Genomic DNA, 12,220 nt, shown 5'->3' with positions numbered 1-12,220 from the left:
CGTGCGCAGTTTTGCCGCTGTTGATTCAAATCCGGCGTTTTGATATAGTATTCGGTACTGATTAGCTTCCCTCTAACAGTCATTGAAAGCCAATGTTAAGGTTCGCGCGCGGCTGCAAGAACCGACTTGGTGAAAAAATTTTTAAGGAGCATTTGAAAATGGCTACTAGAAGAAATCCGCGTTTCAAGGAATGCAGGAGACTTGGTGTAAACGTATGTGGAAACCCAAAGGCGTTGGACAGGGCAGGCGACCCAGCTTTCAAGAAGACAAAGAAGACATCTGATTACGGTCTTCACCTCATCGAGAAGCAGAAGGTCAAGGCTTACTACAACATCCTCGAGAACCAGCTCCGCCGCTATTTCGAGCAGGCTACAAAGTCAAAGGAAATGACTGGTGTTGCGCTCTTGGTTTCCCTCGAGACACGCCTCGACAACCTCGTTTACAGGCTCGGCCTTGCTTCGTCAATCCGCATGGCTCGCCAGATGGTCAGCCACAAGCACATCCTCGTCGATGGAAAATCCGTCAACATCCCGTCTTACGCAGTGAAGGTCGGTTCTACGATTTCTTTGACCGAGAAGGCACGCTCAAGCGAGCAGTTCAAGAAGGCTTTCCTTTCTGACAGCAAAGCCCGCCTTCCGTACCTCGAGCGCGACGACGACAACTTCTGCGGAAAACTCACACGCCTTCCGCAGCGCGCTGAGATTCCGGTAGAAATCAACGATCAGATGGTCGTCGAGTACTACTCTAAGTAATAGGCTTCTTCAGGATACCGTTTGGTTCCAGAAAAGTTCTTCTCTTTTTTATAAGAGAAACCTCCCGCATGGGAGGTTTTTTTGTGTCCGGAGCGTTTTATGCGTTCTCCATTTTCCGTGTTGTTTTATCGGCGTTGAACAGTACAAATCCGCGCCGCTGGAAGCGGAATTGTTTCTGGAAGGGAAAGGCACTTTTATGGGCAGAACGATGTTCCGCACCGGCTCGCCACGAAAAGCGAACGACCCGCCGGAACAAATCCGCGCCGCTGGAAGTGAAAATTTTCCTGGAAGGGAAAGGCACTGAAATGGGCGGAACGATGTTCCGCACCGGCTCGCTACGAAAAGCGAACGACCCGATGGAACAAAGCGAGCCGCTAGTCCAGAAGGAAATTCCTGTCGATTGATTCTGCCGAGTCGAAGTCGAAGGCGGAATTTCCGCTGTTCTGCTCTGTATCTTCGTCGTCCAAGTTGAACGAAAGAGGCGCGTCGTCGGTGATGAGAAGGTCGCTCGCAAAACCTGCCCCGAAAAGCTCCTGTTCGAGCCGCGACACCGCGAGCGTCCTCGGCGCGGATGTCGACGAATGGTATTCGCAGTGCTCCGTCGGCTGCGTTCCGGAGAGGAACCACAGCGAAATTTTGTGGTTTCCGCATTCCTCCGTCGGAAGCTTTCCGCTTACGGAGCAGACCGTCGCCTGAACGACACCTGTTGCCGGGCGCGCGAAATCCTTGTAGGGAAGACCTTCGTGCGCTTTTCTCATGAATTCAGTCCATGCCGGCCCTGCGAGCGTCGAGCCCGTAAGCTCAAGTCCGAGCGACTGCCCCGGTTTGTCGAACCCGAACCAGACTGCCGCCGTGTAGTAGGGCGTATATGCAAGCGTCCATGCGTCTGCCCAGTTCTGCGTCGTTCCCGTTTTTCCTGCCGCGGGTATCGTGTATTTTTTCCCTTTCGCGTCCGTGTACCGCAATTTCGTTCCGTTGGCGGTGGGGGAGGCGAGCGATCCCGATTTGACCGTGTTCTGCAGAAGCTGCGTCATGACGTATGCCGTCTGAGGCGATATTATCTGCGCCGCGGCTCCCTTTGCCTGCTGCGCCGCGCGGACGTCGTGCTCAGGGTTCAGGAATATGTTCCCGTTCCTGTCCTGGACGTTCCTGATGGCAATCGGGGTGACTTCTTTTCCCCCGTTCGCGAATATCGCGTATGCGCGCGCGTTCTCTATCGGGCGGACGGAGCAGACGCCGAGCCCGAGCGGATAGCCGGGGACGAACGCCCTCGATGGAAGCTCTTCGTCGGAGATTCCGAGCAGCGCGACAGCCCGTTCGATTGCGGCGTCGAACCCGATTCCGTCGAGGATTTTCACCGACGGGATGTTCATCGAATGCGCGAGCGCGTACCACAGCTCGACGTCGCCCTTCCATTCGCCGCGGAAGTTCTGCGGGATGTACGGCTTTCCGTCTGCGGTGTGGAATACAATCGGCGTGTCGGAGATTATCGTGCTCGGCGTGTATTTCAGCGAGTCGATTGCCGCGCTGTAGTAGAGCGGCTTGAACGACGAGCCGGGCTGTATTCTCGCCTGAATCGCGCGTATGTACTGGTTTTCGCTGTCGAATTTGCTTCCGCCGACGAGCGCCGTTATGTATCCGGTGTTGTTCTCGAGCGCGACGAGCGTTCCTTCTATCGTCGTCTTTCCTATGTTCGATTTCGCCACCGCGTTTGAGCGGTTGACGATGCCGAGCTTGAGCGTGTCCATCCCGAACATGAGGCTCATCACGTCGATTACGGGGTTTATCGTGTTCGTGTACGTCGACAGCGCGATTGTCTCCTGCCTCTGCTCCGACACCTTGATTCCGCTCAGCCCGTAGAGAAGAGAGAGCATCTCCGATATCGGGGTGTAAATCTTGAACGCCTGGTTTTTCCGTGAATTAGAGGAGCGCTGGTAGCTCCTGTTCGCGATGGCGATGTATTTCTCCATCGTGTCCTGTGCCGCAATCTGGTTCTTGAGGTTGAGCGTGGTGTTCACCGTGAAGCCGGACGTGTAGATGTCGTTTGTTCCGTAAATCATCTTGCCAAGCTCGCGCCTCACGTACTCGCTGAACCACGGCGCCTTGTCGTCGTGGGTGAATGTCGCCGCCGCGCTCGTCCTTGAGTAGTCGAACGTCGCCCAATACTCCTCGAACGACTCGTCCGCGTCTTCCTTCGTTATGAATTTGTGCTCGACCATCTTGTTCAGGACGTCCCGCTGCCTGTCCATCGCCCTGTTCGGGTAGTCGAACGGGTTCATGAGGGCGGGATTCGACAGCTGGATGACGAGGATGGCTGCCTCCGCCGGCGTTATTTCGGTTGCGTCGTGCCCGAAGTAGTATTTGCTCGCCGCGCTTACGCCATACGTTCCCGCGCCGAAATAAATCTTGTTGAGGTACAGCTCGAGAATCTCGTCCTTCGTGTACCGCCTTTCCATCTGCACCGCCCACCAGAGCTCGTCGAGCTTCCTGTGTATTGACATGTCGGAGCGGTCGCAGTAGAGCGTTCCAGCGATTTGCTGCGTCAGCGTCGAGCCGCCGCCCATGCTGTGCCCCGTCAGCTTCCCGAACACGGCGCGGAACAGCGCGAGCAGGCTGAAGCCCTCGTGCTTGTAGAACCGTTTGTCCTCGCGCGCTATGAGCGCGTCAATCATCTGCTGCGGGAGTTTTTTTATGCTGATTATGTCCCTTTTCTCCTCGCTCGCGAATTCCGTTATGAGCTCGCCGTTTATGTCGAGGAGCTTCGTCGGAAGCGCCGTCGTGAATTCCGTGAAATTCTCGTTGTCTATTACGTATTTCGTCTGCGAGAGCGCAACTCCGAGTGCGGCTCCGACAATTGCGGAGAATAAAAAAAGCCCTGCCATCAGGACCGCCGTGGACGCTTTGATTCTGCTCATTTCTAAAGAATACGAAATCCGATTTTTTGTGTCAACGCGCCCGCGCCCGCTTGACCATTGGCTCGCGTTATGCGCTTGCTGGTTGGAGCGGGCGTTGGCGGCACGCGGTGCGTGCCTTCCCTGTGGAGCCCGCTTGACCATTAACGCTCGTTAGCTGTTGTTGGTCGGAGCGGGCGTTTGTGCATGGATTCCGAAACAAGTTCGGAATGACGCCGCTATCTGCAAGACTCTGTCGGTTTTTTGAGGGGCATGGTTCTAATGGCGGACGCCATCTATAGAGCTGCTGAGCGTGCATGGAAAAATAAAAAAGCCGACTTCGCAGTCGGCCGAGCCTTTTTCCAAGGCATCAGGCATCAATGGGTGGGAGGGGATTGTTGATTGCCTGACTTTTATATTGTCGTCGCGGTGCGGTGAAATCTTTAGAGATTTTGGACATCCGGAAATCCTGATTGAAAGGCGGCTATTTCTCCTCGTATATGCTCGCATCTATGTCCAGGCTCATCGTATACGAGCGCCCGTTGACGGCGGAAATCGTCTTCACAATCTCGTAGTCGCCGACGACCATCTTCACGGAATGCTCGCCCGGCTCGATTATGAACGCCGTCTTGGGGTTCTCGATTTGCTTCTCGTCGAAGAATATCTGCGTGTTCACCGGGCACACGAATATCAGCGTCGGCTCGATTCCGCGGAGCTCCACCGAAAGGTTCGTCGTCCTCGCCTTGTCGATTACGAATGTCCGCAGCTCGTTCCTGTACGAGTCGCTTACTATCGAGGCGTGGTGCTCTCCCGTGTCCAGGAGGACGTTGCGGAACGACGTTATCGGCTTGTCGTCTATGTACACGGTGAATTTCTTCCCGTCCTTCGGCTTCGCCTTGGCGTTCTTCTTCTCGGATTTGCTTCCGTCCCCTTGCGACCGCAGGACGGGAAGGTCGGTCTGCTTCGCCGGCTCGACCGTGAGGCTCAGCGTGCCCTTGTCGATGAGGACTGCCTTTGCCGTCACGTCCATCATCGCCCCGGCAAACGTCTCGGGAACGTCCTCCATGACGAGCTGGAAGCGGAAGAACACCGAGTTGTCGATTATCTTCGGCATGACGGGAATCCGCTCGGAGTAGGGGTTGTCCTTTATGTTGAATTCGTCCGTCAGAGGGACGTACACGTTCAGCGACAGCCGCCCGGGTATCGTCGCGAACGACAGCCGCCTGCCCTTCAGCTCGGAGCTTCCCTTCTGCCGCGCCACGTCCTCGTAGAGCGAGTACGCCACCGAATCCCTCCACGCCGCGATTGTCTCGGGAATCCTCATGTTGAGCTCGATGCCGCAGACGTAGGTCATGTCGTCCGGAAGCCTTATGCGGAGCGCGTCGTTCACGCCCGCGCTCACCGTCGCCGTCGACTCTGCCTCCGCAAGCTTCAGCTCGCGGATTTCCCCGACCTTGAAATTCTCCGCGTGCACGGCAACCGCCGCCAGCGCCGCGAATGCCGCCGCCTTGACTGCTTTTGAAAAACGTTCCATCGGCACTTCCTTGTGTCCCCGCAGCCCGCGCTACTTTATGAATTTTCCAGGGTCGGATGGATTTCCGTTCTCCCGGATTTCGAAATGGAGGTGGGGCCCCGTGCTCATCCCCGTCGTCCCGACTTCCCCGATTTTCTGCCCGCGCGTGACCTTGTCGCCCTTTCCGACCGACATCTTCGACAGGTGCGCGTAGACGCTTGTCTTTCCGCCGCCGTGGTCAATCGTTATGAAATTCCCGTAGACGGAATTCATCTGGCCGATGCCCGCGACGGTTCCTCCCTTGCACGCCATCACGTCCGTGCCGACCGGGGCGGCGAGGTCTATCCCCGCGTGGAATTTCCATTCCCCGGAAATGGGGCTTGTCCGGTAGCCGAAGGGGGATGTCAGGACTTTCCGGCTGAGCGGCAGCTGCATCCCCTTGTCGTGGAAGAACGCGACTGCCGTTCCCGAGAAGCTTTTCCCGGGGAAGAACTTGTATTTCCTTCCGTTTATGTCCACGTTGACGGAACCTTCCTGCGGCTGCGTCGAAAGTTCCTGCGCGATGAGAATCTCAAGCTCGTTCCGCGGCTCGAACGGGACGAAAAGCCCCTGCGACACGGGAAGTACCAAATCCATCCCCTCCGATATGTCGTCGGAGCACTCGATGCCGTTGACCGTCGCGAGCGTTCCCTGCCTCTGGTCGAGGCTTGCCGCGAGCTGCGTGAATCCTTTTCCTTTCTCCACGTCCGATTTCTTTATTTTGTAAAGGTAGAATTCCAGCGCGGGGTTCTCGTTCCGCCGCTGCGCCCGCTCCGCCTTCTCGCGCTTTTTCTCGTATTTCTGGAAGACTTCGTTCTCCGCCTTCATGCGGCTTTTCGTCTCCTCGTCCGCCTTCGGGTTTGGCGCGGTGTACTTCGCGTTCATTATCCGAATCATCTCGCCCGTCGTCACGAATCTGAACATCTCGTCCGCCGAGGGAAATCCCGCCGCGTCGCCGAACAGCGGGAAGCCTGCCGAGGCTGCCGCGATAATCGTTATGGCGGTCATCTTCCCGGTCTTCTTCCCCGTTTTTCCGCCGCCGAATGAGATTATCCCGTAGAGGACGACCGCAGCCGCGGCGACCGGGATGGCTGCAATCCGTTTTCCCGCGATTACGAGCGCAATCGCCGCCGCCGCTCCGCAGAGGATTACCGCAATCCGCAAAAGCCCTTTGAGGAATTTCCGTATTCCAGCCGATTTTATCCGCCTCGCGCAGACGACCGCAGCAGCCGCCGCCATGAGCGCGAGAACTGCCGCGGTGTAGGCCTGGGGCGCGCTCGTGGCGAATTTCCACAGCGGGAAGACTATCGCAAGACCGAGCAGCGCGCACACCGAAAGAAGCGCGATGATTTTTGCCGCCGCGCCGAGCATTTTTCCGTATCCTTCTGCAATCCTTTTTATCATGCGGAAAAGTGTAATGTATCGTGCGGCAAAAAAAAAGCCTTGCTGAAGCGCACTTTAAAAAGCCGTCCCGTGCGCGGCTCCTTTTGTTCCGTCCGGGCAAAAAAAAGCCCCTGCGCGGCTGTATTCCGCTGTGCAGGGGCTTTTCGCATTCGGGAGTGTTCCCTTATGCCTCTGAGATTGCCGTTGCCGGGCATTCAGAAGCGCACGTTCCGCAGCTGATGCACTTTGTCGCATCGATTTCGCGGTGTCCGCCGTTCTCTGAGATTGCTCCGACCGGGCAGTCGGGTTCGCACGTTCCGCAGTTCACGCATGTGCCTGCATCGATTTTGTATGCCATGTTAGTACCTCTCTTAAATGGTTTCCGTAACTGTATCATCAGATTTTTCCAAAAACAAGATATTTTGCCCAAGGACAAAAGCGAATTAGATTGTGCTAACAAAAAAAATGAAAAAAAATAATTTTTTTTCAAAAAGGTGTTGACGAAAAAAAAGTTATCATGTATATTCTCATACATCAAGCAACGCTGCTAGCGAGCTTGATAAAAATAAAGTTCCTTATTCCCCGATTGTGTAATGGTAGCACCTCAGATTCTGGTTCTGATTGTGGGGGTTCGAATCCTCCTTGGGGAACTCGGTTGAAAAACGAAAGTTTGAAGCCTTGAAAACTTTGGTCCCTTCGAATATCGGTTTAGTTCGCCGCCCTCTCAAGGCGGAGAGATGGGTTCAACTCCCGTAGGGACCGCTCTTAAAAATCCCGGTTAAGCAACCGGGATTTTTTTTGTCCACGTATTTTTTTTCATATGAGCGCCGTTTTCCTTCAATAAAATGACCCTTCGTTATGGCGCTTTTTTTCTGACAACCATTTCTTTTTGTGCTATATTGAAGCGAAATTGAACTTTATCTGAAAGGGATTTCATTTGTCGTTTTGAGTGGTGCAAGGATGCGCGGAAAAGTCAGGATATCGCTATTTTCATTTATCTTTCTGTTCATTCTTATTGCATGTTGCTCGCCCAAATCGTTCCGGAGCCGTGTCGTCGCGCGTGCGGAGCGTTCCGCGTCGGCTGTCGCGTGGAATCCTGACGGGTCGCTTTTTGCGGCGGCGATTGACGGGTATGTGCGGCTGTGGTCCGTTCCGGGGGACGGCGGGGAGCCCGTCATGTCTTTTGTCGTCGGTGGTGACGGCTCTCTTTCGGGGGCGGGCGGGAATCTGGAGCAACGCGACTGCTCCGTCCTTTCGATGAGGTTCAGCGGTGACGGGAAATGGCTCATAGCCGTCTGGAGCGACAATTCCGTGTCGGTGACGAGTCTCGACGACAGCCAGAGCTCGACTGTCATAAAGGGGACGTCCGATTTGCCTGTTCGGGGGGCGGCATTCTTCGACAGCAGCTATTCCGTGATTATTCCGATTGACGGGAAGAATCTGTACGAATATTTCAGGCTGATGGAGACGAACCAGTTCATGATGAGGCGGAACGCGGAATTTGCGTCGCCCATAGTGTCCGTCGATGCTGTCGGCAATTCGTCGCGGTTCATAGTCACGTCGGAGAGCGGCGTCGTGAGCCTCCTTGATGCGCGTACGTGGAATGTCGAGCGCGAATTCCAGACGGTGATAGATTCCGGCATAAGCCCGGCATTTTCTCCGGACGGACGTTCTTTCCTCAGCGTTGCCGCGAAGAACGCGCTGACTGTGACTTCGATAGTCGATTATTCGGTTATCGCGACGCTCAATGACTCTGGGGAATTCAGAAACGCCGCCGCATTCTCGCCGAAGGGAAAAATGGTCGCGGCGGGGCTCGGGAGCGGGCGGCTCAAGGTGTTCCTCGTCAAAAACGGGAAAGTGCTTTTGAACGAGGCTTTTTCTGGAAGCGGCGTACTCGTGAGCGGACTTGCGTACAGCCCGGACGGAACAGCGCTTTTGGCGAGCCTTTCTGACGGGCGCGTCGTTGTTTTTGACGTTTCCGCGCTTTCTGCCTATGATGCCGACGAGGAGCCGCCGCGGAGCGAGCTTGACGCGCTGACCCCGGAAAACGCGCTTTCCGTGTCGCTCGGGCTTTCGTCCGTGTCGACCGACTGGTACGGTTTTTCTGAGAGCGTGGATTTCTCGTACAGGAATTATTTCCGCTATCCCGGATATTGGCTTTGCGGCGGCGGTGCGGGGAAGGCAAGCCCGAGCGGGGAATTCCCGTACACGTATTTCGTCGGCGGGAACAGCATCGCGCCCCCGACGGATTATTTGCTTTTCGGATACGGCGGGATGGGGCTTGTCTACAACAACATCGAGCACCGTTTCAGCGTGTTTTCGGAACTTTCGCTCGGGCTTGCGTCGAGGATGCTGTTCAACAACAGTTTCGCGCACGCCCACTTCGGGAGGCTTTATCCGAGCGCGTTCGTCGATGTGGCGGTGGGCGCGAGCTGGAGATGGGCGCGTTTTTCTTTTTCCGCCCAATACGACACGAATCTTGGGTTCGTGTTCGCGGGAAAGCTCGGGATGGCGATTCCCGTCAGGCTGTTCATGAAAAAATGACGGGATTTTGTTTTGCGGATTTGCCGGACGCGTTTGACGCGGGTTGAAGGAGTTGTAATGGTCGGGATTCTTTTGTTTTTGGCGTTGGCCCATCGGGCGTCGGATATTCCGCCCTGGACGGGAATATGAATCGGACTTTTGTTGTCGCTCCGGCATTCTCATTTTTTCTCTTTATATTCCTGTCGTGCGGGAACAGCATGGAGGATATGGTCGAGCAGTACAACGGGGCGTATACGGGAGTCAGCCTGACTCTTTCGGATGATGCCGAATCGACGGAGATTCTGTCCCCCGGGGAGCCAGGGTTCGACGAGAACGATATGCTCCGCGACGAATATTTCGTTTGGGAGGATGCCTCGCTGATTTTGGCTGCCCCGCCAAAAAATGTCGTCAGGTATTCATGGACGATGTACGACCTGGATGACGGTTATTCGGAAGTCGCCGTGATGACGGCGAACGGGAAAAACACCGGACGTGAATTTGTCGTCTATATTCCCCATTCCGGGCTGGAGGTGAATCACGTCTACAAGCTCGTTTTGCAGATAAGGGACACAGGAGGTGCTGATTACAAGGATTCATGTTCCGTAGTGGTCTACAAGCACTACATTTTTTGAGAAAATCCCCGCGCTTTTGTCGGGGAAAGCGGGCTTCAGCCCTTTCACGTAAAAATCCAAAGAAAAAATGGAGGATAATATGAAAAAATCAAGGCTTCTTTCTGCGTTTGCCGGAATCGCCCTTCTGATTGCCGGATGCTCCGACCTCAATGATTCGGGCGTCGTCAGCGGCGATGTCACCGATAAATCCGCTCAGGCACAGAGCAAGATGATAACGGTGAACGTGACGTCCGAGAGCGATTTGCTTACGTTCCCGGGCGCGTCCGGCGCGTCAAGGACGATACTTCCGCAGGCGGTCAATGCGAGCGACAACACCGCGGTCAAGTTCTATCTCGAGTACAAGGGCACGTTGAGCAATTCGCCCGTCAGCAATCCCGAGGAAATCGCTTTCACCGCCGATACGGGAAGCACTACGAAAGGAACGCTCACCAAGACGTTCGATGTGTCGGTCTATTCGTTCACGCTGTACTGCGTTCCGGCGAGCGCCGCGATATCGAACTCGACGACCGCGAAGAACAACGCGATGTTCATCGGCTACGCGAACGCGGATTTGCGCTATGCGGACACGATTTCGTTCTATATGACTGCCGAGAATGCGACGGGCAAGGGAACCGTCGACCTCGCGATTTATTCGTCGAACGAGAATTCGACGACTGACCTCTGGAACGTTCCGGCGGGATATACGGTGACTGCGGGAATCTATTCGAAGGTTGACAACTCGCTCGTCTATCCGACCGCGACCCCGAAGTCGCTCATCTCGACAAGCCCGCTCGCGGCGGAATCTGCCATCGAAGGCGCGGCGTTCGGAGGCTCGTCTACGGCTGTCGATTCCGGAAGCTACAACTTCGTCGTCACGTTCACCGATACGACGAATAATAACAAGAGCTATGAATGGAGCGACGAGATAATAATCCTCCCGAACCAGAAAACGGACGGCAACGTCTTCGTCCCCGAGGTCATTGAGAAGAAGCCTGATGCCCCGAGCTCGTTCTTCGTGGCGTATGCCGACCCGCTGGAAAAGGATGCCGCTTTCTACTATGCCGAATTCGCGTGGTCCGACAACTCGAACAACGAGCGCTCGTTCGAGATTGACCTCGTCGATGTATCCGACAATGTCGACAATACGCAGGGAAATGCCACGTCATACGTGACGTCCGCCATTCCCGCCAGCGATTCGGACTGGAGTTCGGCGCTTGTCTCATACACGAACCCCGTTCCCGTCACGTACGACTGGGAAGCGTACCAGAAGAGCCAGTACAATCCGAACCCCGGAAAATATTCGCTCATAAAGAACAACGAGAACGCGATGTTCCTTCTCGAGCTTGGAAAGAGATACCTCGCGAGAATCCGCGCGCAGAACGATGTCGGGTACAGCGACTACGCCTACCTGCACATTCCCGCGAAGAAAGCCGACGGAACGTATGAGACGGGATTCGCCGACGGAACGGGTACGATCGAATTCACGGAGGACGCGACGAACGCCCCCGACGCGACGTCGTCGATAACGGTTACGAACACGGACTATTCGGTCCGCGCGACTGCCGCCACGGCGCTTACGATGAACGTGTTCGACGAAGGCGCGTTCACGGTGAACAGGTTCAGAATCACGTACAACCTCATGGACGGCAAGCTTGTCGGAGATGAGGATGCTGCGACGCCGGGAACGTATACGGCCCTTGCTGATGACGCCTCTGATGTCGTCTACAAGACGCAGCACGTCGGTGCGACAGGCGACCCGTCGGGCGAGTACATAATGAACCCGGACGGAAATTCCGCGAAGTCAAAGTATCTCGGAACGGACGGAACTGAGAAGGAAGATGTTCTCAATCTCATAAAGACCGACCCGAGCGGAACCCGCAAATTCAAGAGGTGGCTTCTGAAAAGCGGCAACGACGAAGGAAACGGCGTGTCTCCGACAGGAAACTGGTATCCGGTTACGGTGACGGGAACTGCTCCGGCAACACGGGACGAGCCTGATGCCTATACCGGTCACGACAATCTTGAACTGTACGCAAGCTACGCCGTCGATTCGACGCTCAATGTCGAGATTGCCGATTATACGGCGTTCAACTGGGATGATGGCGACGTCGTCCTCAACTACATAAAGGAAGGCGACACGACTGCTTCCGATGAGACCTGCAAAAGCGGCGGGTACGTTCAGGTATCGGCCAGCACGACGGGAACGATTACGTTCAAGCTCCAGGAGTCCACGAAGGAGTACGACAACGTCTCGCTCGTAATCAGGAGCACAAGCCAGAAATCGGGCGAGAAGGGGTACAGCGTGGATTGGGTGCGCACGAACGCGACTTATGACGATACCGCCACGCCGCCTGCATGGAGCGCCTCGCCGGCCGCATTCGATGTCAACGTGAAGCCGTTCAAGCCCGGAAAATACGAGTGCTACCTCATCGGTACGAGCAAGAAGTACCCGAACAAGCAGTACAAGTACACGCTGACGATTGACCTCGTCGACTAACCGCCGGGAAA

At 55.5% G+C, this 12,220-nt stretch carries 9 protein-coding genes and 2 tRNA genes; 7 read left to right on the top strand and 4 right to left on the bottom strand.

The genetic code is table 11. The annotated features are described in order from the left end of the window. The first annotated feature begins 158 nt into the window (after positions 1–158). Both rpsD and TRESADRAFT_RS16045 read left to right on the top strand, forming a co-directional pair. Entirely contained in the window at positions 159–752 is a 594-nt protein-coding gene (gene rpsD, locus TRESADRAFT_RS08515; protein ID WP_002704788.1) for a 30S ribosomal protein S4, read from the top strand. A 68-nt stretch (positions 753–820) separates the two neighbouring features. Continuing rightward, the gene (locus TRESADRAFT_RS16045) at positions 821–1,156 is read left to right on the top strand and encodes a hypothetical protein (RefSeq protein WP_141607280.1); all 336 of its coding nucleotides are present in this window, start codon (positions 821–823) and stop codon (positions 1,154–1,156) included. On the opposite strand, the gene TRESADRAFT_RS08510 is transcribed toward TRESADRAFT_RS16045, so the two are convergent. The 4 genes from TRESADRAFT_RS08510 to TRESADRAFT_RS08495 form a co-directional block, all read right to left on the bottom strand. Further along, a complete protein-coding gene (locus tag TRESADRAFT_RS08510) occupies positions 1,127–3,667 on the bottom strand; it encodes a penicillin-binding protein 1A (protein ID WP_002704787.1) in 2,541 nt (846 codons plus the stop codon). The two genes, TRESADRAFT_RS16045 and TRESADRAFT_RS08510, sit on opposite strands and share 30 nt — an antisense overlap. A gap of 460 nt (positions 3,668–4,127) precedes the next feature. Next, positions 4,128–5,177: a hypothetical protein gene (locus TRESADRAFT_RS08505; protein WP_002704785.1), complete on the bottom strand. Its 1,050-nt coding sequence runs from the start codon at positions 5,175–5,177 to the stop codon at positions 4,128–4,130. Positions 5,178–5,207: 30 nt separating this feature from the next. Then, positions 5,208–6,599 carry a M23 family metallopeptidase gene (locus tag TRESADRAFT_RS16705; protein ID WP_050985067.1) on the bottom strand — a complete coding sequence of 464 codons (1,392 nt, stop codon included), beginning with the start codon at positions 6,597–6,599 and terminating at the stop codon, positions 5,208–5,210. A 163-nt stretch (positions 6,600–6,762) separates the two neighbouring features. Then, on the bottom strand, positions 6,763–6,936 hold the full coding sequence (locus tag TRESADRAFT_RS08495; RefSeq protein ID WP_002704780.1) for a 4Fe-4S binding protein: 174 nt from the start codon (positions 6,934–6,936) through the stop codon (positions 6,763–6,765). 221 nt (positions 6,937–7,157) lie between these two features. Here TRESADRAFT_RS08495 and TRESADRAFT_RS08490 point away from each other — a divergent pair. From TRESADRAFT_RS08490 to TRESADRAFT_RS08470, 5 genes are all read left to right on the top strand, one after another. Continuing rightward, positions 7,158–7,228: transfer RNA gene (locus tag TRESADRAFT_RS08490), tRNA-Gln, on the top strand. A 39-nt stretch (positions 7,229–7,267) separates the two neighbouring features. Next, positions 7,268–7,340 (top strand) — tRNA-Glu (locus tag TRESADRAFT_RS08485). Positions 7,341–7,538: 198 nt separating this feature from the next. Beyond that, positions 7,539–9,122: a WD40 repeat domain-containing protein gene (locus TRESADRAFT_RS08480; protein ID WP_002704779.1), complete on the top strand. Its 1,584-nt coding sequence runs from the start codon at positions 7,539–7,541 to the stop codon at positions 9,120–9,122. Positions 9,123–9,247: 125 nt separating this feature from the next. After that, positions 9,248–9,733: a hypothetical protein gene (locus tag TRESADRAFT_RS08475; protein WP_141607276.1), complete on the top strand. Its 486-nt coding sequence runs from the start codon at positions 9,248–9,250 to the stop codon at positions 9,731–9,733. 79 nt (positions 9,734–9,812) lie between these two features. Continuing rightward, positions 9,813–12,209 carry a hypothetical protein gene (locus tag TRESADRAFT_RS08470; protein ID WP_002704774.1) on the top strand — a complete coding sequence of 799 codons (2,397 nt, stop codon included), beginning with the start codon at positions 9,813–9,815 and terminating at the stop codon, positions 12,207–12,209. Positions 12,210–12,220 lie beyond the last annotated feature (11 nt).

It is taken from the genome of Treponema saccharophilum DSM 2985 (assembly GCF_000255555.1).
Lineage (GTDB): Bacteria > Spirochaetota > Spirochaetia > Treponematales > Treponemataceae > Treponema_D > Treponema_D saccharophilum.
The sequence above is the reverse complement of the archived record's forward strand: the minus strand, read 5'-3'. Positions and strand labels throughout refer to the sequence as shown.

Bases quoted from the DNA above. Each gene is read 5' to 3' on its own strand.
- rpsD (WP_002704788.1), top strand. From the start codon at position 159: ATGGCTACTAGAAGAAATCCGCGTTTCAAGGAATGCAGGAGACTTGGT.
- TRESADRAFT_RS16045 (WP_141607280.1), top strand. From the start codon at position 821: ATGGGAGGTTTTTTTGTGTCCGGAGCGTTTTATGCGTTCTCCATTTTC.
- TRESADRAFT_RS08510 (WP_002704787.1), bottom strand. From the start codon at position 3,667: ATGAGCAGAATCAAAGCGTCCACGGCGGTCCTGATGGCAGGGCTTTTT.
- TRESADRAFT_RS08505 (WP_002704785.1), bottom strand. From the start codon at position 5,177: ATGGAACGTTTTTCAAAAGCAGTCAAGGCGGCGGCATTCGCGGCGCTG.
- TRESADRAFT_RS16705 (WP_050985067.1), bottom strand. From the start codon at position 6,599: ATGATAAAAAGGATTGCAGAAGGATACGGAAAAATGCTCGGCGCGGCG.
- TRESADRAFT_RS08495 (WP_002704780.1), bottom strand. From the start codon at position 6,936: ATGGCATACAAAATCGATGCAGGCACATGCGTGAACTGCGGAACGTGC.
- TRESADRAFT_RS08480 (WP_002704779.1), top strand. From the start codon at position 7,539: ATGCGCGGAAAAGTCAGGATATCGCTATTTTCATTTATCTTTCTGTTC.
- TRESADRAFT_RS08475 (WP_141607276.1), top strand. From the start codon at position 9,248: ATGAATCGGACTTTTGTTGTCGCTCCGGCATTCTCATTTTTTCTCTTT.
- TRESADRAFT_RS08470 (WP_002704774.1), top strand. From the start codon at position 9,813: ATGAAAAAATCAAGGCTTCTTTCTGCGTTTGCCGGAATCGCCCTTCTG.